Below are 24,885 nucleotides of genomic sequence, written 5' to 3' on the forward strand. Positions count from 1 at the left end.
GTTCCCCATCGGCTTTAGCCAACGTTCCCCCATGACAGCGGACTATGATTCGCTGCTTTAAGCACTGGCAAGTGAAACTCGATGCCAGGTTTCTCTCCCCACGGCACTCTAGCTAAATCGGTTATGTTGCCTGGCCATTCAGGCACCTTATTACTAGAACTGAGATCAAACAAAGTGAAAGCGAATGGCGGTATCCTGATACATGCCATTTTGCAGCACGTGTAATCCGCAAATATGGGAACCATCCATCCGGTGAACAGCTTTTGTTCACGCAGGTTATCGACTATAAACATATGGAGTCTGTATCGCTGGGAAAACAGTGCTCTCTCTATCCAAGAGATAGTCCTTACAGTCATGCATATCACCAGCTGATACACAGAAGTTCGACATCACCTGCTTCACAAATGCAAGAGGCATGAGCCTATCTGTCTTGAAATGAATGGATTTATCCCCTTCCTGAAAGTCAGAGACAAGGATTTGCTGTCCAGTTGCACGATAGAACTCACTGAATGGCTTGACGTAGTTTTGACCAAGATAACTATTGCATGAGCTGCAAATCGTCTTGAATCCTTGACCTCTTTGCAATTGCCGATACTTCAGGCCTTCCATGTCATCCTGCCCGGTCAAGCTGCTCTTCACGGCGTCAACGCCTGAATAGAGCTTCACCGTGTGATCATTACCCACAGATTGAGGAGGGATGTGTTCAAAGCTCAGCGGCCCTTCTTTACCGCAAATTCGGCAAATGTCATCTGCCATTTCACGTCATCTCCAAACGTTATTGCCACAGGCCGAGGAATGCTGCGGCAATGAAATCGAGAAGCGCAGCACCGACCAGAATCAATGCATATAGGTTGAAATAACTGCGCATCAATTTAAGTTTTGCAACATGAAGTTTCTCGTTTGTTGATTCAAAGTATTCCATCGATCCCGACACGACTTTTTCTATCGCAGGAAAGACCGCGCCAATGATGGCGAGCGACGAAGTCACGAGTGTAGCCTTTGCGCCGTCTTGCAGAATGGTGAATGAGAGAATCCCCACACCAATAGCTAATCCGATGGCGATGATTGCGTACCATGCTGCTGCTTTCCGAAGGGAGACTCGATCGGCTTCGTCTAGTTCTTCCCAGTTTGAAGCAGCGCCGAGAGATTGCTTAATCCAAAGATCATTCTGCTGCTGGTCGTTATTTTGCATTCTTTTCCCTTTCCCGGGCATCTTTTGGCGAATACTATAGCGTCTTGATTTACCTATTTCTGTAAGTATGCTGAACGAATGCTGTGTGAATTTGTCCGCCGCTGATTCCACGGGACTGCACGAGGATGGCCGTATGCGTGGGCATGGCGGTGGGCCGTGCCGTTCCTGTGCGGAGGAGTGCGGCTGTGGATTTGATGAACCAGGTGCTGGAGTTGTTCGTGAAGTTCGCGACGATCGGCGGCGGCCTGTGGCTGGTGTGGGGCGCGGTGACATTCGGTGGCGGTTTGAAGGATCATAACGGGCCGCAGACGCAGTCGGGTCTGTGGCAGATCGTGGGCGGCGGCATGATCATCGCGGCGGCGCAGATCTTCAGCGCCGTGGCGATGGGCTGAGCCGGTTTGAGGCATCGGGGATCCCGGCATGGAGGATTTCATCGTTGCGATGCTCAACATGATCGGGGGCGGCGGTGCCGGTTCGATAGCCACTGGCATGCTGTCGCAGGGGCCAGAGACGTGGAATCCGGCGCTTTACCAGTTGGCCGTGAACGTGCATGACGTGGCGGTCAAGCCGTTGACCTCGGTGGTTCTGGCGGTGGTGTTCACCTTGGAGTTGGCGCGTAATTCCACGCGCATCGAGTCCGACCGCGAGTTGGGCGTGAAGATTGTGGCGGGCACGTTGTTCAAGGTCGCGCTGGTATTTCTGGCGGTTCAGAATGCGGGATTGTTCCTGCGTGCGTTCGATTCGGCCACCCAATTCCTCATGCAGGGTGCTTCCTCGCAATTGTCGTTCGATACGGCCGGCGATGGCGGTCAGCTGGGCGATCTGATGCGGGAACAGGTCAAGGACGCCGGCATGATGGGGCAGGCGGCGCTGTTCTTTCTGTTGGCGATTCCGTGGCTGGTCTCGCAGCTCGCGGCGGTGGTGTTCACCGTGGTGCTGTACATCAGGTTCATCGAATTGTATACCCTGACCGCGTTCCAGTCGTTGCCGTTCGCCTTGCTGGTGCATGAGGACACCAGGCCGGTGGGTGTGGGCTATTTCAAGGCCTATGCGCGCACGTCGCTCAACGCGGTGTGCGTGTTCGTGTGCCTGGTGTTCTATCAGCGCATCGTGATCGACGCGGTGCGTCTGCCCGAGGGCGATGGGTCGGGGATGGTGTCGTGGGTGACGGGCAATTTCGGCAACCTGCTGATGGCGGGCATCCTGTTGTTCTTCGTGATCGCGGTCTCCCAACGTGTCAGCCGCGCGATCGCGGGCGGCGAGTGAGCGCGATAGGGATTCAAGGAGGAGCTTGATGGCGTTGCAGATGCGCGTGTATGCGGAGATCGCCAGCGTGGAGGCGAAGGTCATGTGGGGCATGGGATGGCGGCAGTTGGCCGCCTCGGCGCTCATGCTCGTTCTGGGAGGCGGCGAGGTCGCCATGTTCTTCCTGATGCTGGACCAGCCCGACCTGGGCTCGTACTTGTTGTTCGTGGTGTGTCTGCCGCCGGCGTTGTGGGGCTGGTGGCGTCCCAAGGGCCTGAAGCCGGAACGCTATCTGGGCTGCATGCTCCGCCTGTTTTTAGTCAAGTCGGTGTTTCGTGTTTCGTCACTAATTTTTTTCGGTTTTCGGCATGAGGAGTGCCGGCCGGTGGTTTGTTTTACTGGTTGTCCGTCTTGCCGAACATGAGGGCTTGGCTGACGCGTCGGCTGGGGCTGGTGAATTCGATGAGGCGTCCGTGGTGGACGATGCGGTCGATGATCGCGGCGGCGAGTTTGTCGTCGGCGAAGATCGTCCCCCATTTGCTGAACTCGATGTTCGTGGTGAAGATGATGCTGCGACGTTCGTAGCTGCCGGCGATGATCTGGTAGAGGAGACGGGCCCCGTCGAGGCGCACGGGCGCGTAGCCGAACTCGTCGAGGATGATCAGGTCGGCACGGGCGAGGTCCCTGAGCAGGCTGTCGAGGGCGCCGTCGCGTTTGGCCTTGCCGAGCTGGAGCACGAGCTCCGCGGTCTGCCGGAACCTCACGCTCCTGCCTTGCTCGATGGCGAGCATGCCCAGGGCGGTGGCCAGGTGGGTCTTTCCGCGTCCCGTCTTGCCGTAGAACACGAGGTCCTGCGCCTTGGCCGCGAAATCGAGGCCGGTCAGCTGCTCCTTGGTATATCCGTCGGGCAGGCGCACGTTCGCGAAGTCGTAGCCGTCGAGGCTTTTGGGCACCGGGAACCGGGCCTGGCGCATGAGCCTTGCCCGTTTGGAGGCCTCCCTGTTGGCCAGTTCCGTGGCGAGCATGCGGTCGATGGCGTCCAGTTGGCGGGGCGTGGCCCATTCGAGCGTTTCGTCGATGGTGGCCTTGGAGATGAACAGGCTCCTCGCCCGCTCGCGCAGCGGGCCGGGGTCGGTCCGTCCGTTCTTCTGGTTCACTCGTCCTCCTTGGTGTAGGCGATGTCGTATTCGCTCAGGTCCACGGGGTCGTCGTAGGCCACGGGTCCCAGGCCCGAGGCGTGGCGTGCCGCGGCCAGACATACCCCGGCCCGGTCCGTGCCTCCGGTGGATTCGAGGATCACCGGGCATGCCGGCCACGGCCGCCCGCCAGCCGCTCTCGCCGTCGGCGTGCAGCAGGGCACGCAGGCTGTCGCGCCGCGTGGCCTCGTCCTGCGCGTCGATCCATTCGCGAAGCGGGTCGGGCATCGCGTCGCGCACCCGGCTGTTGCGCCAGGCCGCCGGCCGGTCGCACAACAGCCCGAGCTGGCTCGACGGGTCGCCGCTGTCGGTCGGCTTGTCCCCGTAGGACCTCGGATGCGTGACCACGCGTTTGCCTTCGGCATCGAGGATCTCCACCTCCAGGGCCCTCAGGCCGACGATCATCTCATGGCCGGCGTGTTCGGGCCCGGCCGCGTACCGGTGGCGGCCCTGGACGGTGATGTTGCCGTATTTGTCGGCCTTCATCCTCGTCCACGTGACCACGTCGAACGGCTTGGCGGGCAGGGGCAGCAGCGCCTTTCGGTCCTCGTCGAACAGGCCGGTCTGGCTCTCGCCCTTCCTGTAGTGGTCCTTGTCCCCCAGTTCGAGGCAGCGGCCGGGCAGGCGCAGGTTGAAGCTGTCGAGGTTCCATACGCCGGGCACCGGCACGAACAGCCTGCGGCGCACGGCCCCGACCCGGGCCTCGACGCCGCCCTTCTCGTGTCCCGAGTACGGGTTGCAGAACGTGTACTCGAACCCGTAGTGCGCCTGGAACGCCTGGAACAGGCGGGTCAGGCGGATCCTGTCGAACCATTTGCGTCCGACGCCGGCGGCGTTGTCATACACGATGCGTTCGGGCACCCCGCCCAGCCATTCGAATAGGTTCCTGAGGGCCTGGCACGTGCACTCCGCGTTCTCCCCGGGCATCAGCTGGCTCGGCCCGATGTTCGAGTACGGGAAATCCAACACGAAATGCCGCATTCGCGTCACGACGCCCCGGTAGCGCACGTCGACCTGGCCGAAGTCCGCCTGGCATTCGCCCGGATGCCACGACAGGTCCAGGAAACCGGCCTCCCGCTCCGCCGCGGCCTCGCGCCTGAGCCGCGCCACGGTCCGGGTCACCGTCGACAACGACACCCCGGCCCCGTACTCGTCGCGCAACCGCTCATGGATGCGGGTCGCGGTATGCCGCTGCTTGCGCCAGGTCTCCCGGTCCTCGGCGAGCATGCCCTCGATCATGGGCAGCCACTCGTCGATCACCGAACCACGACGTCGCCTCACGGGCGGCCTGGCCGATAGGTCGTCGACCCTCAGATACTTGCGCACGGTCGGCTCGCTGACCCTCTCGCTGCGCGCTATCGAGGCGATGGACTCACCGTTCCTGCGACGCGAACGGATAGACTGTATTTGGGGCATGCTGATCATTGCCTTTCCGGACCTTTCCCGAATGGAACTAGAAGCACCATCAGGCTAAGGCCCACGGGTGGTCGGCATGCCTTTCCGCCTAAACCCGAAAAACCTTCGTGACTAAAACCTCAACTTCCTATTGAACAAAAACACCGGTGTCGGCTCCACGCGCGGCGGCCGCACCTTCCTGCACGGGTCCACCGGTATCAGCTCCTCCAGTTCGGCGTCGTCCAGCACCATCTTCAGGCTGACGAAATGGTCCTTCAGCGTGGAGGGGGCGAGCCGCTCCCCCAGCACGCGCATGCAACTGCGGACATGCTCCGGAGTCAGGTCCGCGAGGCGCACGTGGCCGATGACCTGGCAGCAGGCATGCAGGCGGCCGGCCCGCGTCCGATAGGTGGTGGGCTTGACGCGAAGCCGGTAGTCCTCCAGCCAGCGTTCCACGTAGTCGTTGAGGTACGGGGATTTGGCGCCGGGCATGAGGCCGGTGCGTTCGAGCTCGGCGATCTTGGCGTCGAAACGTTCCCTGGCTTCGGCCTTGGTGCGCCCCTTGGCCTGGATCATGCGGCGTTTGCCGGTGGCGGGGTCCTTGCCGAGGTCCTTGCGGAAGTGCCAGACGCCGTTCGCGTCCCTGAACACGCTTCCGGCTCCAGGCGTGCGTCGTTTGGCTGCCATGTCGGCTCCCTTCTGTCGGGAGCGCCCTTTCGAGTGTGTCTCCGGATGCGGTCCCGCAAGGGTACTCTAAAGGTACTCAAACGGTGTCACAAACGGCCCGATACGTGGCAGAAACGGCCATTTTCCGCGCGTTCAAAAAACACGAAAAACGGCGTTTCCAGCGTTCCGGATAACCTGAAACCGTTGGAATCACGCCGTTTTCGCCATACTCAACAAGCTCAGTGGCTTATATTGAACTTGAACTCGGCGTCTTACCGGTCTTCTTCGTCCCGCCTTGCCGCGGATATTCAATCGCATCGCAGGGGTGACTTCCTCGATCATTTGACAGACCGACCGACGGTCTGTATGCTTGACGAGGACATGAACGAAAGGCAGGCCATCCGCATGGCGCACGATATACATTCCGGAGACACCGAACGACGAATCCTCGATTCCGCCCGCAGGCTCTTCGCTGAAAAGGGCTACGAGAAGACGTCCATCCAGGACATCCTGAACGACCTGGGACTGTCCAAGGGCGGGCTCTACCACCACTTCAAATCGAAGGAGGCGATTCTCGACCAGCTGAACGCCGACGAGTGGGCCGTAACCGCGCGTCTTCTCGACAAACTCATCGAGCGCAAGGACATGAGTGCGCTTGAGAAGCTGCGCGCGCTCATCGTTTCCGCTGTGGACGCCCCCGATCATCTGGACCTGGTCCGTTCCCAGCTGGCGCTGCTCAAGGATCCTGCGTTCTTTACGGCGAACATGCGCTTCTGGTCGACGAGACTGCCGGAGTCCTTCCGCTCGCTCATCGATATGGGCGTGCAGGACGGCTCCATTCCCACGGCATACCCCGAGGAGGCGGCGCAACTGCTCTCGCTCCTCGGCAACTACTGGCTCATGCCCTGCTTCTACCCCGCCGATCATGCCGGCATGGAACACCGCATCCGCTGCCTCGCCACGATGCTCGACGCCATCGGCGTGCCAGTGTTCGACGAGACGCTCATCCTGCGGACGACCGAAGAGCTCACGGCCCTGACGCCGGAAGAGGATACAGCGTCCGCATAGGAGACGCGCCCGGGTGCGCCGCATCTTGCGCATCCTGATGCCACAGATGTCGAAGCGCTTCCGCGCCCTTTTCCTTGGGCGTATTGTTATCACAATAACAGACCGACGGTCGGTTTGTATAAATGGCCGTGGCCAATCACAAGAAAGGAATCCACGATGACGAACGCATACGAATGCACGCCCCAACCACAAAGAAGCCAAGCCGCTGATCCTCTTCGCACACGCGACTTCCGCCTGCTCGTCGCGGGTCTCGGCATATCGCTCTTCGCCAACCTTATGCTGCGGTTTGCCATGTCCATGTGGGTGCTTGACGAGACCGGCTCGGCGGCGGCGTTCGCCTCCATTCTTACTGCAAGTATCCTGCCCACGATTCTGCTCTCGCCCCTTGGCGGCGTGATGGCGGATCGTACGAACCGTCGGACCGTCATGGTGGCGCTTGACGCGCTTTCCGCCGTGACGGTGCTCGTCTGCGCGGCGATCTTTTCGGCCGCCGGTTTCAATCTGGCGGCGATAGCCGTGATGCAGGTGGTGCTCGCCGTGCTTGACGCGATGGAGACGCCTACGGTGCAGGCGGCGCTGCCGCAGATGTTCCGCTCCCATGGCGAGGATGTGATGCGTCGCGCGATGGCCGTGGTGAACGTAGTGAACCAGACGAGCACGCTCGTTCCCGCCGTGCTCGGCGGCGTGCTGTACGCGGCGGTTGGTGCGATGCCCATGATGGGAATCACGATCGTGGGGTTCGGTGCGGCCGCCGTCGTGGAGTGTTTCATCCAGCTCGGCGCTCCCGACCGCGGCGACGCCGGCCGCGTCACCGCGGTTGACGACCTGCGCGCGGCCGGACGTTTCCTCACCCGCGAACGTCCTCATGTGCTGCATCTGGTGTTGATCTGCGCCGCGCTCAACTTCCTGGTGACGGGGTATGCGGAGGTCGGCTTCCCCTACATGGCGCGTACCGTACTGGGGTTCGGCTCCACGGCGTACGGCATTGCATATGGTCTCGTGGGAGCATCCGGACTGCTCGGCGCGCTCGTCGGTGGGCGGATCGCGAGGTCGCTGTCCATGCGGCGATTCCCGATGGCGATCGCCGCCTTCTCGCTCACCATCCTGCCCCAAGCGCTCGCCATGACGATTCCCGCAGGTGGAGTGATGCGACTCGCGGTGCTCACGGCGAGCACCTGCGGAACCATGATCGCCATCACCCTCGCGAACCTCATCGCCGTGCCGGCGATCCAGATGGGCTGCCCCGAGAACATGACCGGCAAGGTGATGTCGCTCGCGCTCTCCGCGAGCATGTGCGCCCAGCCCCTCGGACAGATCGCATACGGCTGGGCGTACAGCGTCTACCCGGCGGGCGCGGTCCTGGCGGTGACGTTCGCCCTGGCCACCGCGATGCTGCCGCCAGTCGCGCACGTAACGCGGCGGTTCTAGGACGGGATTCCATCACCTTCGCTCTGGACAGCTGAGACATCAAAACCATGTGTGGATACGTGAACGGCCGCCATCAATCATGGTGATGTTGGCCGTTCACGTCATCCCCGTACCGTAGATATGAAAACGACCACTGTAATCGCACGTACGACGATGGTGGTCATTGGATCAATCGCCCCGGCGTCAGGCCTCCACGAGCGGGCGGATGTCGTCCAAGGTGCTGGGGTCGAAGGTCAGCAGATCGTGGTCGGCCTGAAGGTTCGCCCAGAACTCGGGCGTGGTGTCGAGCGCCTGGCCGAGCCGCCATGCCGAGCCGCCATGCCGAGCCGCCATGCCATGGTGTGGTGATGCGCCGCCTGCCGTTGACGATCTCGCCGATCGGCGACATCGGCGTGCTTTGCCGTACCCGTCGAGGCGGGTGCGGACCTGCCAGACGTCCCAGATATGGTATGCGCCGATGAGCGAAGCAATCGGACTTTGATTCGGAAACGGCCTTCATACCGCACTTGTCCATCACACAACCGGACTGGAACATGAACAGGCACGCAGTCACGGTTGCATAATAGGATTCAAGTCAATAGCAGCCTTCCACGCCTCCTCACAGTGCGCAACCCGGAAGGTCCTTTCTATTGGCGAACTCGACCGGTTTGGTCTATCGCAACAGTCGTTCGTTGAGGATGACAGGAGCGTGTTCGATTGACGGCTGCAACGCATCGAGCTGGTCGGACAGCTTCGACTCGTCGACCACCGGCAGTTCGAGCAGGGATCGTGCGGCCGCGTGCAGGTAGTCGTTCAACGCCTCGATGCGGCCCGGCTCCAGCGGGTAAGCCGGGTCGTTCTCCAAGGTGACGTCCAACGTTTTGCGCAACATCTCATGCTGCGCGCTGCCCATGATGGCCGCGCACTGGTCGCGGAACGTCATACGAGAATTTGCCGGCTGACGTTCGGACAGTACCTGCGGAATCCACGCGCCGCCCTCCCAGTCGGCGCGCATGTCGTTCTTGAACAGCGACATGTTATGGTCGAACAACGGCGCCGGACCCAGAATCCGGCCGGTACGGTTGTCGCGCAGGAACCCGTGGTTGTTGGCGTGACGGTCCTGATTGACGATGAGCGCGTCGAACACTAGCATCGTGCGCATCGCCTCGAACGATTCCTCGGACACGGCGCGTGCGGCGGCGAGGCTCTCCGGAAACGACGCCAGCTGCGTCGCCGCATAGAACGGCACGAACGACACGTCCTTTGAGTTCATCGAACCGCACACCGACGCGAGCTTGCCCTTCCAACGGGCGATGCGGTAGTCGACCGCATTCACACCGAGCCTGCGCGCCAGCTGCGAGGCGAGATACTCGGAATACGGTTCCAAACCGGCGTTCGCATACCATTCGGAACCCGCCTTCCACAGTTCCAGCCCACGTTCCGTATGCCGCCACGCCTTCGGGAACTGGCCGTCCGTCGTCCACTCGCTCGACAGGCCGATCGCATGCTTCTCGCTCGACGTATACCCCGTGTAGGCCACGATGGCGAGCGTCTCGTCCAACGGATTGTCATACAGGTTGATGTCCGCGAACTTGAGGTTCTCACCGTCGCGTTCCGCCCAGAACGAATCGTTGACCGACAGCCCCTTGCACAGGTCGATGATCCCCAGCGTATCCGCAATGCTCAACCCCGCCTGCGCAAGAACCTGCGTGGCGAACTCACGATTCTTCGGAATCGTGCGCCGCTCCAGCCACGTCGTCAGCTTCGCATTATCCGGCTCCGGAGCCAACGGAAACGGCAGCAACGCGCGCTTCGACTCATCGAACCAGCGGACATGCGCCTCGATCTTGCCCGCCAGCAGGCCCTCGCCATACGACGCATCGAACCGGAGCAGCGGATCATCATAGAGCCGCAGCACGTAACTCGTCATATCCGGCCCCTCCAATCACAAGCCCGCTCCAAAGTCATATCGGGCGATTCACATATGAAGAACAACTGTCTACAGTATAGACAAGGGCCTTGGAACGCGGGGGCTTCACTCTGAAGTCAAGTATTTGATACAATTTGGTGCAAAAAGATAGTAAATAGCAATAAGGAGTGGCTATGAGCATGCAGATTGCCACGCGAGTTGATGACGAGCAGGCTGCGTTGTTTAAGGAGACGACCAGGCAGCTGGGTACCACCCCGGCCGATGCCCTGCGTATGTTCATCAGCGCGTTCAATGATTACCGTGGGTTCCCCTATGAGGTGCGTTTGCCACGAAATGACGTGGAGCCGTTTGCGTCCGAGCGGGACGCTACTGAGTATGCCAGTCGTCTCGCCTTGAGGATGTCCGATGAAACGAGGTGAGATTCGGACGTTGCAGGCCGATGGCTACGCCAGCAAGCCACGGCCGGTTGTCATCGTGCAGAGCGATGCCGTCGATCGGTTCGATTCCGTCATCACTTGTCTGCTGACCTCATACGATTCCTCCGACATCGACACGCGGGTCCGATTGGAACCAAGTCCGGAGAACGGCCTGAACAAAGTGAGTTACGTGATGACGGACAAGATCGTCACCGTCGACCGCAAACTGCTGGGATACCAAGTCGGCGTGGTTGATGATGCAGCCATGGCGAATATCGGCCGTCAGCTCATGCGGGTTCTAGGTTTGCTGTGACGTTTGGGATGGCTGGCGGGCGTGCGTCTACTTGTGACATCGTTTATGCACCCTTGAGGCCGTATGATGATGGCGTCGAATTCAAGCTCTCCCCAACGTCTAAGAAATGGCTTCCTTCATATTACGGTCATACGACCAACACCATATGAAGGAAGCCATTATGAATGGTCTAACGGCAATCAGCTTCTCATACGTGATTGCCAGTCATTCACCGAATCAGCCGCGGTTGTCGAACATCTGCAGCAGCATCTTGCTGGGTTCGACGGCATAGACGGTGTGCGGCAGACGGGCGCTCAGGTAGACGATGCCGCCGGCCGTAAGCTCGACTTCACGGCCTTCGCCGCCGACGCGCAGCTTGCCTTCCAGCACCTGGATGATCACGGGCATGGCCGCGGTGTGCTCGCTCAGTGCCTGGTCCTTGTCGAAGCCGAACAGCACGGCGCGCAGGCCGTCCTCGCGCAGCACCGTACGGGAGACAGTGGCCTCCTCCTGAATATCGATCAACGAGGCCAAGTCTTCGATGAATCCAAGATGCGGCTCGGTCGAAATGGCGTGGCCTTCGGCGTCGTGGGCGTCGTGCTTGCAGGCGCAGTGCTTGGCCTCACCCGCTTCAGCGGCCGCGGCTTCGCCATGCTTGCAGTGGCACTCCTTCTTCGCGCCCGGCTCCGCGGCCGCGCCCTCGGCGTGCTCGTGCTTGCAGGCGCAGTGGTGTTCGCCGTTGGCGGCAGCCGCTTCGGCTGCCGCGGCGGCTTCCCTACGCTGCTTGCACTTGCAATGCTGCTCGTCGCGTCCTGCCTTGCATGCGGTCTGCTGCTCGTTCTCATCGGCCATGATGTTCTCCTATTCGTCGCGCGTACCTCACATACGCGTCATCGCTTTTGGTCGTTTCCCATTATCCGGCCATCGTGGGCCGGCACACCGCTGTTACGCTTCGGGCTTGCGTACCACGAACGCGATACCGGTAAGTTCGTTGCTGTACTTGTCGAAGGTGTGCTTCATGTTGAGCACGCGGGCGCGGATGTCCTTGTTGCCCAGAACGTTGCGCAGGATGCGCAGCACACCGCCGATACCTTCATCGGCGATATTGCGCTTCATGTCCAGCAAGGCCATCGGCTCCTTGCCTCTCCACAGCACCTCGAAGCCTTCGGCTTCCAACAGCTCGCGCCATTCCTGCTCGGTGAGCGGGCGCGCGTTCACCTTGATGCTGCGAGCCAGGGCCTTGCGCACCTCATCCTTGACGGATTCGTCCAGGTTGTCCGGCTGCAGGCCGAGTTCGTGAATCGAGTAGGTGCCGCCGGCGCGCAGTAGTCGGAAGGCCTCGCCGATAATCGCCTGCTTGCCACGCTCGGTCTGCATGGTAAGCATGGCTTCGCCGATCACCACGTCGGCGCTGTTGGATTCCAGACCGGTGTCGGCGGCGTCGCGCTGCACGCAGCTTGCCGGAATCGTGGCCTTCTCACTGGTGAGTTTGGAGATGATGTCCACGACCTGCGGATCGCGGTCCACGCCACGGTAGCTCTTGGGGTCGCGCTCGAGAATCGCCCTAGTGGTCAGGCCCAGTCCCGGGGCGAATTCGACGACATCCTTGCCGGCGATGTCCGCGTTGGCGAGCATGCGTTCGGTGAGTTTCTTGCCGCCGGGGCGCAGCACGTGCTTACCGATGCGGGCCAGAAGCCAATGGCCCTGCAGGTGCGCGGGGTCTCGGTCGGACTGCGGCAGGGGCAGCTCGCGGTTGGTGGCGGGTTTGGTGGCAGTGGACTGAAATGCCTGAGAAGGCTGCGGTGTAGTGGTCATGTGTCGTGATGCTATAGTCCACAGCCCGCCCGCACAAGGGTTTTTCGCTAGAAATCAGCCGAATGTGAGAATGCTCACCCGAGTAGGCGCCTGAGCATGCGGCTCAGGGACGATTCAGGGGATGCTCAGGGGTCCCGTCACCGATTCCCCACATATCGCCCGCGTTCGCCTAATAGAATGGAATCCAGCATTCGATTCGGTATCCGGCGCAATGCCGGCAAACGTGAGGAACTTACGATGAGGGTCATCGGCAATATTCTGTGGATCATTCTGGGCGGACTGGCAATCGCCATCAGCTGGACACTGATCGGACTGTTTCTGTGCATCACCATTATCGGTATTCCACTAGGAGTTCAGGCGTTCAAAATGGCGGGCCTTACCTTGACACCGTTCGGCAAAACCGTGCAATACGGTGGCGGCGTTGGCTCCACGCTGGCCAATATCCTCTGGGTGGTGCTGGTCGGCTGGTGGATGGCACTCGGCTATCTGGGTGCAGGCGTGCTCAACTGCATCACCATCATCGGCATTCCGTTCGGCATCCAGTCGTTCAAAATGGCCAAGCTTGCGCTCTGGCCGTTCGGCGCACAGATCTACAGTCTGTAACAATTGTTTCTGCAGTAAGTCCGGTGCAACGCATTATCATCGTGCGTTGCACCGGACTTTTTTATATACAACGGGCATTTCACACACCGCGTGATTTGACGGATTTGGATGCAATGCCTTATAGTGCGCGAACCATGATTCAACACATCGCATTAAGCAGCAACGGCGTGAACGAACACGCCATCTGATCAGTACACCTCTCATTGACGCATAGCTGAATCATTGCCGGTGATATCGAGCGACTCATTCGCACCATGCCTCATAAACGCACCTGTACGAGCATGTGTTCTTGGCATCGTCGCAACTCAATGCACCGCATACCATCACATATTCAGAAAGAACAACAGGTCATGAAGTATTTCACTACTGACACGCATTTCGGGCACTACCATATGTCACTCACATGCAGTCATGCGCACAACTATATTTTTGTATTATCCATGATTTTATAGTTGTTTATTGACTCATTTCCTTCTCTATCTTATACTTTTTATAATTAAGGATGCTCTTTGGGAAGTGAGTCTCTCTCATGGATATGAAGTATAGAAGTTTGGCAAGGCTGTTCCATGCCGACAGGTCAGTCGATTCCTTCAATAACCATGCGGCACTCGCACGGCAGCGGCTTGAGGCAGATTCCACATTCAGGACCGGGGTCATCACGCCATTGGGCGAGCTGTTCTCCGCCACGCCACGCGAGACGACCCTGCTCATGGAAAATATACTTCTCGCCGAAAGGCGCATATCACGGCTATGGAACCTGATTCCCGGCGTCATGCGCTGGGACTACATACGGCATTCCATCAGTGAGGAACTGTTCGCCACCAACGAGATGGAAGGCGTGCGCAGCACCCGCAAGGAAACCCAGGACGCCGTGGACGCGGCCGACAAGGCAAGGAGGGACGGCGACGACTCCAAGGCGCGGTTCAGCGAATTTGCCAAGCTGTACCTGAACCTCACGGACAAGGACTCCGCGTTGCCGGCGGGCATCGCCGACATCCGCGACATCTATGACCAGGTCGTGCTCGACGAAATCGATGAGAGCGATCAGCCGGACGGCGACCTGTTCCGGAAAGGCGATGTGGAAATACAGGGGCCGCACGGCCTCGCGATCCATAACGGAGTCAAAGGCGAAGGCAACATCGGCGCACTCCTCACCGATATGATCCATCTCGCGACCTCCGACGAGATTCCCCGGCTGCAGTCGGCCATCATGTCGCACTTCCTGTTCGAATACGTCCACCCGTTCTACGACGGCAACGGCAGAACCGGCCGGTATCTCCTGGCCCTGTACCTGAACCATGACCTGACTATGCCCACCGTGCTATCCCTGTCCCGCACCATCGCGGAGAACAAGAACGCCTACTACAAAGCATTCATGGAGGCGGAGGACAAGCTGAACTGCGGCGAACTCACGCTCTTCGTGAACACCATCCTCGGATTCATCCAACAAGCCCAGGATGAGCTGATTGACGAACTCAGTATCAAGGTCGATCAGCTCGACAAAGGTCGGATACTCTGTACACAGCTTGAAAAGAGGCATGCCCTATCGCGCAATGCCGTCTCGGTGCTCTATGGCGTGATTCAGGAAGAGCTGTTCGACTCGTCCAAATCCATGTCGTTGGACGAAGTGGCCCATCACATCGGACTATCCAAACAGAGCGCAAGGAAATACGTGGAAGAGCTCTTGGCCGCGGGGCTGGTCGTACAGACCGGAAAACGTCCGCTGAAAATACAGGTGGCGAAATCATTGAGGAATGTTCTCGCCACAGGAGCCGACGAGAACGCGGAAGCCTAAATGAAGAAAGGTGGACGCAAACATCTCAACGAGGCCCATACTACGTGGAAAAGTCCGGGCAGCCAACACTGCTCGGACCTCTCTTTCATCGCTTTCCTCAGTCGCCTTCAGCGATAACTTCCCTCGCCGAGGGGAAGCCACGGAAAAAACTTTCTTTCTGAACATCATCACTACGACGACGGCATACATCATCCATTGCATTGGGAATAAGCCGTCACCGAATACAGAATCTAATGAGCTCGGATCACTCATTCACGAGCACCAGAATTCGTTTCATGAATTACCACGTTTGTGTCTTTGAAAGGCATGCGGCCGAATCCAATTCGAATCGCAACTCGTGAATATACAGGCGGCGGCACCGATGCCTCTCACATCACCGGGAAACGATGACGACACCGGGAAAACCATCAGCCCACACTGCGGAAAAACACTGCCGAACCCGCCCAACAAATATTGAAGCAGTACACACCACGTGCAGGCCAACATCCTCGAACTGACCGGCAGGCGGCCCCGCCTGGAGGCCGGCAGACGGCTGCGCGCGATTGCCGCCGCCCTGGCACGCGTCAAGGACCGGGACTCCGCCACGGCGTGGCTCGTCTCCTACAGCCGGTGGGAGCAGGACTTTGCCTCGTTCCTCGACGAGAAGAGCGAATACGCCGACGGCAGCGTGAACGGCATGCACCAAAGGCTCGTCAAGGCGCGGCGCATGATCCCAGGCGCATCCGGGAGGGCCAGCCGTTCGCGTTCCTCGACGAGGGGCTCGCGGCCAACGCGATGACCGACGAACGACTCGAGCGCCGGACACACATTTTGGCCTATAACCCTTAATTTTCTAATCAGGAGCAGGGAGAACAGGAATTCGCCTATGAAATACTGGATGCACGCAGACAGTCCGCTGTCAGTGTCTTTGCATTTTGAAGCATCTCCTCCGGTGTCCCTGTAAATACCACTTCTCCCCCGTTCTTCCCTCCATCGGGGCCGATGTCAATAATCCAGTCCGCCTGCTTCATCACGTCCAGGTTATGCTCAATCACTACCAGCGTATTTCCGCTGGATACAATCCCATCAAACAGATTCAACAAATTATCTACATCGGACCTGTGAAGGCCTGTGGTCGGCTCATCCATGACAATGATGCTACTGCTCTTCCCCAGGTTCTTTGCCAGCTTAATCCGCTGCCGCTCTCCCCCGGACAGGGTGCTAAGGGGCTGCCCCAGCGGCAGATAGGATAATCCCACCTGCTGCATTACGCTCAGGCGTTTCCTGATCCTGGTATCCTCAAATAATTCCAGTGCCTGGGAAGCGGTAAGCCCCAGCAATTGGACAATATTCCTCCCCTTGTAGGTACAGGCAAGGGCCTCCCTGTTATACCGCACACCGCCGCATGCCTCGCATTCTGTAACAATCGGGTCCATAAAGGCAAGTTCCGTAACGAGAACACCTTTGCCGCCGCAGATTGGGCAGGCTCCGGCGGAATTAAAACTGAACAGGCTTTCCGGCTGATTGTTCTCCCGTGCCAGAAGTTTTCGTATCTCATCAAAGAAGCCCAGGTAGGAAGCTGGTGTAGAGCGGCTGGTAGCTGTAATCGGCCCCTGGTCCACCATCACCACTTCATTCTCATATGCTCTCGCAAATACCTGGGAAATGAGGGTACTCTTTCCCGAACCAGCCACACCAGTCACCACCGTCATGACTCCCAGAGGGATGTCCACATCCACATGCTTTAGGTTATGAAGGCAGGCATCCCTTACCGGCAGGCTGCCCGTGGCTTTACGTGGCGTATGTTTTATGGGGAACAACTTTTGCATGGATTTTCCCGTCAGGGTATCTGCCCTAAGTAGTTCCGGATAGCTTCCCTCAAACACGACTTCACCGCCGTTTTGTCCTGCCGCAGGCCCCACGTCAATGACATGGTCTGCAATGGAGATTACGTCTTTATCGTGTTCCACCACAAGGACTGTATTTCCTTTATCCCGAAGCTTCTTGAGAAGATGATTCATACGGTAGACATCCCGTGGATGCATCCCGGCACTGGGTTCGTCAAAGATGTAGGTCATCCCGGTCAGGCTGCTTCCCATATACCGGACCAGCTTCAGCCTCTGGGCCTCCCCGCCGGACAAGGAGGGTGTTTCCCGGTTCAGATGCAGATAAGGGAGTCCAATCTCGATCATCCGGTCCAATCCCTCCAGGATGGTATGAACCAGCAGACCCACTGTCTGGTCCGTGATCTGTGTCAGGACTTCCCGCAGGAGAGTCAGCTCCATCTCGCACATGTCTGCAATAGAATACCCGTTTATTCTACAGTTCAAAGCCGCCTCATTCAGCCTTCTTCCATGACAGTCGCTACATTCTATTTCCGTAATCAGCTTTTTTGACTTCTCTTTGGTGTGTCTGCTTTTGCTGCTGATATCCCGGTTTAAGAGGGCCTTCGTATACTTATGGTACAGTCCAGTTACTTTCGGGTTCTCCGGCTCTCCCCTACCATCACGGGCACCATAGACAAGAAGGTTGTATTCCTCTTTTGTGTAATCCCGGATGGGTTTATCAAGGTCGAACAGCCCTGACTCAGCATACTGCTTCCAATACCAGGATCCTGGACGGTACAGGGAATCCTTCACACAGCCCTGGTTCCAGGATTTATTCCGGTCCAGGACTGCTTCCATATCCACTTTTGTAACTTTCCCGAGACCGGAACAGGTCTTGCACATCCCGTTGGGGTCATTAAAAGAGAAATAAGACGCAGTTCCCACAAAGGGCTGCCCAATCCTGGAAAACAACAGCCGCAGGCTGGCATACAGTCCGCTGATGGTCCCTACTGTGGAGCGTGCATTTCCCCCTAAGGAGGACTGGTCCACCACAACGGACGGTGTCAGATTGTCAATGCGCTCCACTGCCGGTCTGGGGTATTTGGGAAGCCTGGACCGCACAAATGCCGGGTAGGTTAAGTTCATCTGCCGCTGGGATTCCGCTGCAATCGTGTCAAAGACAATACTGGATTTCCCGGACCCGGACACCCCGGTAAATACTGTGATTTTTTCCTTCGGGATTCTGAATGTGACGTGTTTCAAGTTATTCTGGGTAAGCCCATGCACCATAATGTCTGCCATATGATCACACTCCTTTTCTCTTTTTCCTGCTGTCATATCCAACCAAACCTGCTGCAATCAGAGCCGTAAGGATGTCTGCGGTGGGACCTGCGTACAGAATCCCGTCCATTCCCCAGATACCCGAGAAAATATGGATGAGCGGTACCATCAGCAGAAGTGGCCGGAGGATGGAAAGCAGCATCGCTTTCACTGCCTGTCCGGCTGCCAGATAATACTGGGCTGACACCACCTGAAATCCAGTAAACGCCAGTCCGGACGGAAAAATGCGCATACACTTGATACCAAATGCCATAGATGCTGGCTCATTCATCCCAAAAATCTGCAGAATCTCCGCCGGGAATAACTCACAGATAAGCCAGCCAATCACAGAAACCACCGTAGCTGCGCCAACCGCCTTTTTATAGGTTTCTTTGACCCGGTGTTCGAAACCAGCGCCTTTGTTAAATCCGATGATGGGCTGCATCCCAAGTGCAATCCCCACACAGATAGAAACCACTACAGAACTGATCCGAAGCACAATCCCAAGACTGCTAAGTGCCGCTTCGCTGCCAACGCCTGCCATTTCACAGCTCACCACCGCTTTGTTCAGTTCAATCTGCAGAATTGCTGCCGCCACCTGAATCATGCAGGATGGAAGCCCAAACGCAAATATCTGACCGCAGATGGGTAATGTAGGGCAGATATTTTTTTTTCTTAGCCGGATATGCCCTTTCTTTAAAAAGTAAACCAACAGTATGACCGCGGACATGATCTGCGAGGTTACGGTAGCGATTGCTGCACCTTTCACTCCCCAGTTAAAAACAAATATATAGATTGGATCCAAAACCAGGTTGATTACCGCTCCGACCAGGAAGCATCCCATAGCCAGGATGGGGCTGCCACACGCTCTGGCCATACTGGACAGGGCAATAGCTGCCATACTAAAGGGTGCCCCAAGTAAAATGATGGGGGCATAATCCAGCACATAGGACAGTGAGCCCTGCGCCCCCTTTGTAGCCCCAAAAGCTAGTGCCAGCGGTTTCAGGAAAGTAAGGCATATAACGGTGAACAGAATACCTATGGCAACAGACAGAGTGAATACCGTTCCAAGGGTTTTTTCGGCTTCTGCTTCTTTTCCTGCCCCTAAGTTCATGGACGTATAGACACTGCCGCCAATCCCCAGCAGGGTGGCGATGGATAAAAGAATCGTGACGAAAGGAAAAGTAACCGTGGTTGCAGCAATGCCAAGATATCCCACCCCACGCCCAATGAATATCTGGTCTACGATGTTGTAAAGTGCATCCACCAGCATGGATAAGACAGATGGGATTGCAAATTTTATGAGCAGCCTGCCGAGAGGTTCGGCTGCAAGAGGGTTTCCCCTCACTGTTTTAATAGTCTTGTCCATCTCTTTTTCTCCTTTGGTTTTTCATCATTTACGCTGGATTAGCGTATCAAAGGAGCGCAAATCATTCATGATACTTTTTGCGGTTTTTTCATCCGAAGGCCTGACGGCAAACCATGCCTCCTGAATCGGCGTCTCCATGCCCCCGCCTTCTATAGGGTATACCTCGATATCCGGCAGCTCTGCATAAAAAAGGCCTGATGATGGCAGAACTTCTAAATGCAGATACCGGAACATATTATCGGAAGTCACATGGCAGCATGGATCTGCTGTTACCATGCACCAGGTGGCTTCAGATATCCGAAACTCTTCCATTCCTGGGGGCATTGCTTGGTTTAAATAGAACTGATATAATGTGGATAGGAAAACTGTGAACATCTGGGAGGCAATATGAAGAATTTATCGGAATTACCTAACATAGGAAACGCTGTAGCTAATCAATTAAAACAAGTTGGTATTTTAGATGAAGACGATTTGAAATCCATAGGAGCAGAACAAGCATGGTTGAAAATACAGCAAATTGATAAAACAGCGTGTATCAATAAACTCTACGCATTAGAGGGTGCAATCTTAGGCATAAAAAAAAACTTTGTTGCCAAACGAAAGAAAAGAAGCATTAAGAGAATTTTATAACAGATATAAAAAGTAATAGTAAAAACGGATGGAGGTGCCTGTTTGAAACGATATCCCCCTTTAGAAAGGGCCATTACCTATATCGAAGCACATCTAAATGAATATATCGGTCTGAATGAAGTATCAAGAGAAACCGGCTACTCCTACTACTACATGACCCGCCTGTTTTCTTCTGTTTTAGGTGAATCCGTGGGACACTATATCAACCGTCGGAGGCTTTACAATGCGTCCGAAAAACTGATTCATTCCGACCAGAAGGTCATTGATATTGCACTTGACTGTGGTTATGAATCGTCAGAGGCGTTCAGCAGGGCCTTTAAAGCTGTTTTTGGATACAGTCCTGTAGCTTACCGGAAAGCCGGACTTGATTTGGTGATAAAAGCAAAAAAAGAACTGGCGCCGGAAGATGTGTGCCATATTGCCAATCATATTTCACACGCTCCCAAGATCATCCTGCTAGGTGAGACAGAAGTAGCTGGGCTTCGGGGGACTACTTCCCTGTCCGACAATCAGCTGCCCGGACTGTGGGAACAGTTCCATGGTCTTAACAAAGATTTTTTCACCACATCTGCGGGATATGGCATCTGTGAAACGCAGAAGACGGCTTATACAAAAGACGGCGACGCGTTATATTCCGTCATGATCGGCGGTCCGGTGAAGGATTTTGATTGCCTGCCGCTGGAACTGGCAAAAAAGACGCTGCGTGCAGGAAGATACGCTGTTTTCACCCACCGGGGCACACTTGGAAACTTATATAAAACATATCAGTATATCTTCGGAACATGGTTGCAGACCACTAGGGAAGAACTGGATGACAGGGAAGATTTTGAAGTTTATGAGCATGAAATTCTATCCTTTGATGATCCAGATAATGAAGTTAAAATTTTTATTCCTATCAAATGACAGGACACCATTTTGCGCACGGGCGCTGACGGTGTTTTACATATCACCGGGTATTTAGGGTGTGTTTACACTATCTAGGTTTTGTGTGATAATTATCGTATGTGTACGCCAGATATCACACAAAACCTAGATAATGTAAACACACCCTAGAATTCCCAGATTTTCAGCACTACCAAACGGTCACTTCTTAGACGTTGGGGAGAACTTGAACTCCACAATATCTCCGTCGGCCATGACGTAGTCGCGGCCTTCCTGACGGAGCTTGCCTTCCTCCTTGATCTTGGCCATGGAGCCGTCGGCGGCCACGAAATCGTCGTAGGAGACGATGTCAGCCTTGATGAAGCCCTTTTCGAAGTCGGTGTGAATCACGCCGGCGGCCTGCGGGGCGGTCCAGCCCTTGTGGATCTGCCAAGCGCGCACTTCCTTGACGCCTGCGGTCAGGAAGGTCTGCAAGCCGAGGATGTCGAAGCCGACGCGGGCCAACTGGTCAAGACCGGACTCACTCAAGCCAGCGTCGGCCAGCATTTCGCGGGCGTCCGCCTCGTCGAGCTCGGTCAGGTCTGCCTCGAACTGAGCGTTGAGGAACACGGCCGGAGCCGGGGCCACGGATGCGGCGAGCTTTGCCTGCAGGTTCTTGTTGGCCAGCTCGTTGTCGTCCACGTTGAACACGTAGATGAACGGCTTGGCGGTCATCAGATGCAGGTCGTAGACGGAATCCTTGTCGAAGCGGCCTTCGCGTGCGGCCTTGTCGAGCGTCTCGCCGGCTTCAAGGATGGTCTTTGCCTGCTTGACAGCGTCCATGTAGGCCGGCTCGATCTTCTTGCCGCGCAGATCCTTCTCCAGCTTGGGCAGCGCGTTTTCGATGGTCTGCAGGTCGGCGAGGATCAGCTCGGTGTTGATGGTGTCGATGTCGTCGGCCGGATCCACCTTGCCGTTGACGTGGACGATGTCGTCGTCCTCGAAGGCGCGCACGACCTCGCAAATCGCGTCCGCCTCGCGGATGTTGGCCAGGAACTTGTTGCCCAGGCCTTCGCCCTCGGAGGCGCCCTTGACGATGCCGGCGATGTCTACGAAGGTCACCGTGGCGGGCACGACCTTTTCGGTGTGGACCAGCTTGGCCAGTACCGGCAGGCGCTTGTCCGGCAACGGTACGATGCCAGTGTTCGGTTCGATGGTGGCGAACGGGTAGTTTTCAGCCAGCACGTTGTTGCGGGTCAGTGCGTTGAACATGGTGGACTTGCCGACGTTGGGCAGTCCGACGATTCCGATAGTAAGAGACATGATTCCAAGTCTAGGGAGAAGCTGGACACCTTGAACCTGCATGTGGTGAACCGGCCATATGCAAAGGCCTCCGAGCATACGGTTCGAAGGCTTTGACTGTGATATGCGAATATACGCGAACTCTGATTGGCAGTCAGCCGACGATGGCGTCTACGGCGTCGATGACCGAGCCGCGGAACCCGTCCTTTTCAAGCTGGGCGACGCCCTTGATGGTGGTACCACCGGGCGAGCAGACGGCGTCCTTCATGGCACCGGGATGGGTTTCAGTGGCCATGTAGAGCGCGCCGACACCTTCGACCATCTTGGCGGCGAGCCGGTAGGCGGTGGCTCGCTGCAGACCGTACTGCACGCCGGCGTCGCCCAAGGCCTCGATGTACATGTCAGTGAAGGCGGGCGCACAGCCAGCCACCACCATGGCGATGTTCATATGCGCGGTGTCCACGCGCTCGATGAGGCTGATGGGGCCGAATAGCTGCTCGAAGGTTTCGGTTTCGTCGTCGGTCAGGGTGTTGACGGATTCGGTGACGAGCACGCCCTTGCCCACGGCCATCGGAGTGTTCGGAATGGTGCACTGGATATGGATGTCCGGGGAGTCGACGGATTCGCCGTCTTCGGTGGCGAACAGGTCCTGGTACTTCTTGAGATTCCAGCCGGCGGCGATGGAGACGACGATCTTGCCCGGCCTGGCAAGTTCGTCGGCCAGCGGCTTGACGACGGCGGCGATCTGGTAGGGCTTGATGGCGATGATGACCACGTCGGCGGCCGTCACCACTTCCAGCGCATTGCGCAACGGGCGCACGCCAAGTTCGGCGGTGGTCTTCTCAAGCTTGTCGTAGTGGGCGGCACAGGCGACCATCTGGCCGCCGGTGACCACGCCCGCGTCGACGACGCCTTGGGCGATGGCCTGGGCCATGTTGCCATATCCGATAAAACCGATGGTGAGGTTCTGAGTCATACGTTTTCCTTTCGTGCATGTATACAGAGCTCCCTCATCAGAGGGAGCTTGCTTCCTTGAGTCAGAACAATGCTTCAAGATCGCCCCGGTTGAGGGCTTCGTCATAGAGATGCTTGAAGACGAGCGGGCCGTGCAGACCATCATGCTCGAATTCGTTGGTGGTCCAGTAGTGGCTGTTACCCACGCGGCTCAAGGTGTCGAGCTGCAGGCCGGAATCGACGTACATATCGTCGAAATAGACGGCGGCCTGCAACGGCACCTCATTGCGGGCCAGCTGTTCTTCGTCATAGATCACGCCGAAGTGCGTGTCTTCCATGAGCAGGTCCATGGCCGGCCTGAACGGGCGTAACGCAGACTCCTGTTCGAACATCCACGGGAACATGGCCTCGCCGGTGAAGTTGAGCGGACGCGCAACGGCATCGAATTCGGGCTTGCCATCGCGCACGCGCTGGGCGGCCCAGCGAATGGGCTCGTCAAGCTCGCCGTTGGCGTAGATGAATTCCTGCAACGGCCAATACAGCGGGCGCGACGACGTGGCGGCCATCACCTTGGACAGGAATTCGTCGGACAGCGGCGATCCGTCACGCACGGTGCCGTCGCCGTCGAGGAAGGCGTCGTCGAGAATCCAGTGGACGCGCTCGAAGCTGGGTTTCATGCCGAAGTCACCGCCAAGGCACTGGAACCGTTCGACGGTGAGTGGGTCGCCGTTCGGCAGCAGCGGGAAGCCGTGGGCGGCCATGCCGGCGATCACGCCAAGTCGATGCTCCACATCGGTACCAGCCATCGGATTCAGTACGGAATCGGTGAGTTTGCCAACGAATTCGGCGACTTCCGCAGTAGTCGGCAGCTTGTCGGCGATGGCGGCCACGCGCTCCTTGTCCTGTGGGTAGCGCTCGTAGAACTGAGTCGTCTTGCGCACCATGCGCGGGAAGGTATGCTCGTACACTTCAGCGGCGTCGGCCGGCACGTGCGGGATGCCGCCGGTGGTGAAGCTGGCGATTACGCCGGCCGGGAACAGGGACAGTGTGGTCAGGGTCAGGAAGCCGCCGTAGCTTTGGCCCATCGTCACCCACTTGCGGCCACCGAATTCGGTCAGGCGCAGATGTTCGAAGTCACGCACGATGGAATCGGCAAGGAACTTCTTCAGGTAGTCGGCCTGGGCTCGGGCGCCTGCCACGGCATCATCGTCGTGCGCGGCGGCGATGCGGGCCATGGCGTGCGTGTCCACGCGCGAGGAGCGGCCGGTGCCGCGCTGGTCGGGCAGGATCACCCGGAAGTGCCTGATGGCCTCCTCGATCCATCCGTCGGAGGTCGGGCTGTTGAGGCGCGGGCCGGCACCGCCGGGACCGCCTTGCAGGAAGATCAGCAGGGGCAGGTCGTCATGCACGTGTTCGGGCGCGGTGACCACGCGATAGAACAGTTTGATGGTTTCCCCGTCGAATGCCCGTCCGGGCTCGTGGCCGGTCCAGTCGAGCGGAACATCGATGGAATGGTCCTCTATGGCCAGTCCGGGCACGTGGTATTTGCTCAGCATTGTCATGGTTCAAGACTCTAGTCCACAAACTCTAGTCCACAAATCCTCCTGAAGAGTGATACCGGTTC

The 24,885-nt window shown here is 57.7% G+C and carries 24 protein-coding genes and 3 pseudogenes; 12 read left to right on the forward strand and 15 right to left on the reverse strand.

Going from position 1 to position 24,885, the window contains the following annotated elements:
* Window positions 1-276: 276 nt before the first annotated feature.
* Entirely contained in the window at window positions 277-756 is a 480-nt protein-coding gene (locus tag BLIJ_RS08645; protein ID WP_012577974.1) for a hypothetical protein, read from the reverse strand.
* A gap of 19 nt (window positions 757-775) precedes the next feature.
* Window positions 776-1,192 (reverse strand): hypothetical protein, encoded by a 417-nt coding sequence (locus tag BLIJ_RS08650; RefSeq protein WP_014484997.1) that lies wholly within the window; start codon window positions 1,190-1,192, stop codon window positions 776-778.
* Between the two features lie 185 nt (window positions 1,193-1,377).
* Between BLIJ_RS08650 and BLIJ_RS08655 the strand changes: the two genes are divergently transcribed.
* The 3 genes from BLIJ_RS08655 to BLIJ_RS08665 are packed head-to-tail and all read left to right on the forward strand — an operon-like array spanning window position 1,378 to window position 2,861.
* Window positions 1,378-1,584: a hypothetical protein gene (locus BLIJ_RS08655; protein ID WP_014484998.1), complete on the forward strand. Its 207-nt coding sequence runs from the start codon at window positions 1,378-1,380 to the stop codon at window positions 1,582-1,584.
* Between the two features lie 28 nt (window positions 1,585-1,612).
* Window positions 1,613-2,458 carry a VirB6/TrbL-like conjugal transfer protein, CD1112 family gene (locus BLIJ_RS08660; RefSeq protein ID WP_012577976.1) on the forward strand — a complete coding sequence of 282 codons (846 nt, stop codon included), beginning with the start codon at window positions 1,613-1,615 and terminating at the stop codon, window positions 2,456-2,458.
* Between the two features lie 28 nt (window positions 2,459-2,486).
* Entirely contained in the window at window positions 2,487-2,861 is a 375-nt protein-coding gene (locus tag BLIJ_RS08665; protein ID WP_012577977.1) for a PrgI family protein, read from the forward strand.
* Here BLIJ_RS08665 and istB read toward each other — a convergent pair.
* The 3 genes and pseudogenes from istB to BLIJ_RS08680 form a co-directional block, all read right to left on the reverse strand.
* On the reverse strand, window positions 2,833-3,594 hold the full coding sequence (istB, locus tag BLIJ_RS08670; RefSeq protein WP_041982007.1) for an IS21-like element helper ATPase IstB: 762 nt from the start codon (window positions 3,592-3,594) through the stop codon (window positions 2,833-2,835). The genes BLIJ_RS08665 and istB overlap by 29 nt on opposite strands.
* Window positions 3,591-5,049 (reverse strand): annotated as a pseudogene (gene istA / locus BLIJ_RS08675) (IS21 family transposase). The gene istB and the pseudogene istA overlap by 4 nt, the downstream one beginning before the upstream one ends.
* A gap of 147 nt (window positions 5,050-5,196) precedes the next feature.
* Window positions 5,197-5,715 (reverse strand): annotated as a pseudogene (locus tag BLIJ_RS08680) (tyrosine-type recombinase/integrase); the annotation flags it as partial.
* A gap of 384 nt (window positions 5,716-6,099) precedes the next feature.
* On the opposite strand from BLIJ_RS08680, the gene BLIJ_RS08685 reads away from it, so the two are divergent.
* Window positions 6,100-6,762, forward strand: a complete 663-nt coding sequence (locus tag BLIJ_RS08685; protein ID WP_012577980.1) for a TetR/AcrR family transcriptional regulator — start codon at window positions 6,100-6,102, stop codon at window positions 6,760-6,762.
* A 156-nt stretch (window positions 6,763-6,918) separates the two neighbouring features.
* Entirely contained in the window at window positions 6,919-8,190 is a 1,272-nt protein-coding gene (locus BLIJ_RS08690; protein WP_012577981.1) for an MFS transporter, read from the forward strand.
* Window positions 8,191-8,373: 183 nt separating this feature from the next.
* On the opposite strand, the gene BLIJ_RS08695 is transcribed toward BLIJ_RS08690, so the two are convergent.
* Window positions 8,374-8,523, reverse strand: coding sequence for a helix-turn-helix domain-containing protein (locus tag BLIJ_RS08695; RefSeq protein ID WP_014485001.1), 150 nt, complete (start codon window positions 8,521-8,523; stop codon window positions 8,374-8,376).
* A 319-nt stretch (window positions 8,524-8,842) separates the two neighbouring features.
* A complete protein-coding gene (locus BLIJ_RS08700; RefSeq protein ID WP_003829116.1) occupies window positions 8,843-10,099 on the reverse strand; it encodes a HipA family kinase in 1,257 nt (418 codons plus the stop codon).
* A 173-nt stretch (window positions 10,100-10,272) separates the two neighbouring features.
* Here BLIJ_RS08700 and BLIJ_RS08705 point away from each other — a divergent pair, with 173 nt between their 5' ends.
* Both BLIJ_RS08705 and BLIJ_RS08710 read left to right on the forward strand, forming a co-directional pair.
* The gene (locus tag BLIJ_RS08705; RefSeq protein ID WP_003829112.1) at window positions 10,273-10,518 is read left to right on the forward strand and encodes a type II toxin-antitoxin system RelB/DinJ family antitoxin; all 246 of its coding nucleotides are present in this window, start codon (window positions 10,273-10,275) and stop codon (window positions 10,516-10,518) included.
* On the forward strand, window positions 10,505-10,828 hold the full coding sequence (locus BLIJ_RS08710; protein WP_003833460.1) for a type II toxin-antitoxin system PemK/MazF family toxin: 324 nt from the start codon (window positions 10,505-10,507) through the stop codon (window positions 10,826-10,828). The genes BLIJ_RS08705 and BLIJ_RS08710 overlap by 14 nt, the downstream gene beginning before the upstream one ends.
* A gap of 216 nt (window positions 10,829-11,044) precedes the next feature.
* Here BLIJ_RS08710 and BLIJ_RS13750 read toward each other — a convergent pair whose 3' ends face one another.
* On the reverse strand, window positions 11,045-11,659 hold the full coding sequence (locus tag BLIJ_RS13750; protein ID WP_012577983.1) for a cupin domain-containing protein: 615 nt from the start codon (window positions 11,657-11,659) through the stop codon (window positions 11,045-11,047).
* 93 nt (window positions 11,660-11,752) lie between these two features.
* Window positions 11,753-12,622 carry a class I SAM-dependent methyltransferase gene (locus BLIJ_RS08720; protein ID WP_003829104.1) on the reverse strand — a complete coding sequence of 290 codons (870 nt, stop codon included), beginning with the start codon at window positions 12,620-12,622 and terminating at the stop codon, window positions 11,753-11,755.
* Window positions 12,623-12,859: 237 nt separating this feature from the next.
* On the opposite strand from BLIJ_RS08720, the gene BLIJ_RS08725 reads away from it, so the two are divergent.
* The 3 genes and pseudogenes from BLIJ_RS08725 to BLIJ_RS08735 form a co-directional block, all read left to right on the forward strand.
* The gene (locus BLIJ_RS08725; protein ID WP_012577984.1) at window positions 12,860-13,225 is read left to right on the forward strand and encodes a YccF domain-containing protein; all 366 of its coding nucleotides are present in this window, start codon (window positions 12,860-12,862) and stop codon (window positions 13,223-13,225) included.
* Between the two features lie 529 nt (window positions 13,226-13,754).
* Window positions 13,755-15,020, forward strand: a complete 1,266-nt coding sequence (locus tag BLIJ_RS08730; protein WP_012577985.1) for a Fic family protein — start codon at window positions 13,755-13,757, stop codon at window positions 15,018-15,020.
* Between the two features lie 469 nt (window positions 15,021-15,489).
* Window positions 15,490-15,788, forward strand: a pseudogene (locus BLIJ_RS08735) (IS256 family transposase); the annotation flags it as partial.
* Window positions 15,789-15,883: 95 nt separating this feature from the next.
* Here BLIJ_RS08735 and BLIJ_RS08740 read toward each other — a convergent pair.
* Genes BLIJ_RS08740 through BLIJ_RS08750 form a run of 3 tightly spaced genes read right to left on the reverse strand, consistent with a single transcriptional unit; the run spans window position 15,884 to window position 19,826 of the window.
* A complete protein-coding gene (locus BLIJ_RS08740) occupies window positions 15,884-18,127 on the reverse strand; it encodes an ATP-binding cassette domain-containing protein (protein WP_012577987.1) in 2,244 nt (747 codons plus the stop codon).
* Window positions 18,128-18,131: 4 nt separating this feature from the next.
* The gene (locus tag BLIJ_RS08745) at window positions 18,132-19,514 is read right to left on the reverse strand and encodes an MATE family efflux transporter (RefSeq protein ID WP_012577988.1); all 1,383 of its coding nucleotides are present in this window, start codon (window positions 19,512-19,514) and stop codon (window positions 18,132-18,134) included.
* A 24-nt stretch (window positions 19,515-19,538) separates the two neighbouring features.
* Window positions 19,539-19,826 carry a hypothetical protein gene (locus BLIJ_RS08750; protein ID WP_231837825.1) on the reverse strand — a complete coding sequence of 96 codons (288 nt, stop codon included), beginning with the start codon at window positions 19,824-19,826 and terminating at the stop codon, window positions 19,539-19,541.
* A gap of 75 nt (window positions 19,827-19,901) precedes the next feature.
* On the opposite strand from BLIJ_RS08750, the gene BLIJ_RS13755 reads away from it, so the two are divergent.
* Together BLIJ_RS13755 and BLIJ_RS08755 are read left to right on the forward strand one after the other, a co-directional pair.
* Window positions 19,902-20,144, forward strand: coding sequence for a TfoX/Sxy family DNA transformation protein (locus BLIJ_RS13755; protein ID WP_012577989.1), 243 nt, complete (start codon window positions 19,902-19,904; stop codon window positions 20,142-20,144).
* Between the two features lie 42 nt (window positions 20,145-20,186).
* Complete coding sequence (locus BLIJ_RS08755; protein ID WP_003833466.1) at window positions 20,187-21,047, forward strand: AraC family transcriptional regulator; 861 nt, start codon at window positions 20,187-20,189, stop codon at window positions 21,045-21,047.
* A 180-nt stretch (window positions 21,048-21,227) separates the two neighbouring features.
* Here the strand turns inward: BLIJ_RS08755 and ychF are convergent, their stop codons facing one another.
* The 3 genes from ychF to BLIJ_RS08770 form a co-directional block, all read right to left on the reverse strand.
* Complete coding sequence (ychF, locus tag BLIJ_RS08760) at window positions 21,228-22,328, reverse strand: redox-regulated ATPase YchF (protein WP_014485005.1); 1,101 nt, start codon at window positions 22,326-22,328, stop codon at window positions 21,228-21,230.
* 133 nt (window positions 22,329-22,461) lie between these two features.
* On the reverse strand, window positions 22,462-23,283 hold the full coding sequence (gene proC / locus BLIJ_RS08765) for a pyrroline-5-carboxylate reductase (protein WP_012577991.1): 822 nt from the start codon (window positions 23,281-23,283) through the stop codon (window positions 22,462-22,464).
* A 61-nt stretch (window positions 23,284-23,344) separates the two neighbouring features.
* Entirely contained in the window at window positions 23,345-24,823 is a 1,479-nt protein-coding gene (locus tag BLIJ_RS08770; RefSeq protein WP_012577992.1) for an alpha/beta fold hydrolase, read from the reverse strand.
* Window positions 24,824-24,885 lie beyond the last annotated feature (62 nt).

Origin of the sequence: Bifidobacterium longum subsp. infantis ATCC 15697 = JCM 1222 = DSM 20088 (genome assembly GCF_000269965.1) — a bacterium.
Lineage (GTDB): Bacteria > Actinomycetota > Actinomycetes > Actinomycetales > Bifidobacteriaceae > Bifidobacterium > Bifidobacterium infantis.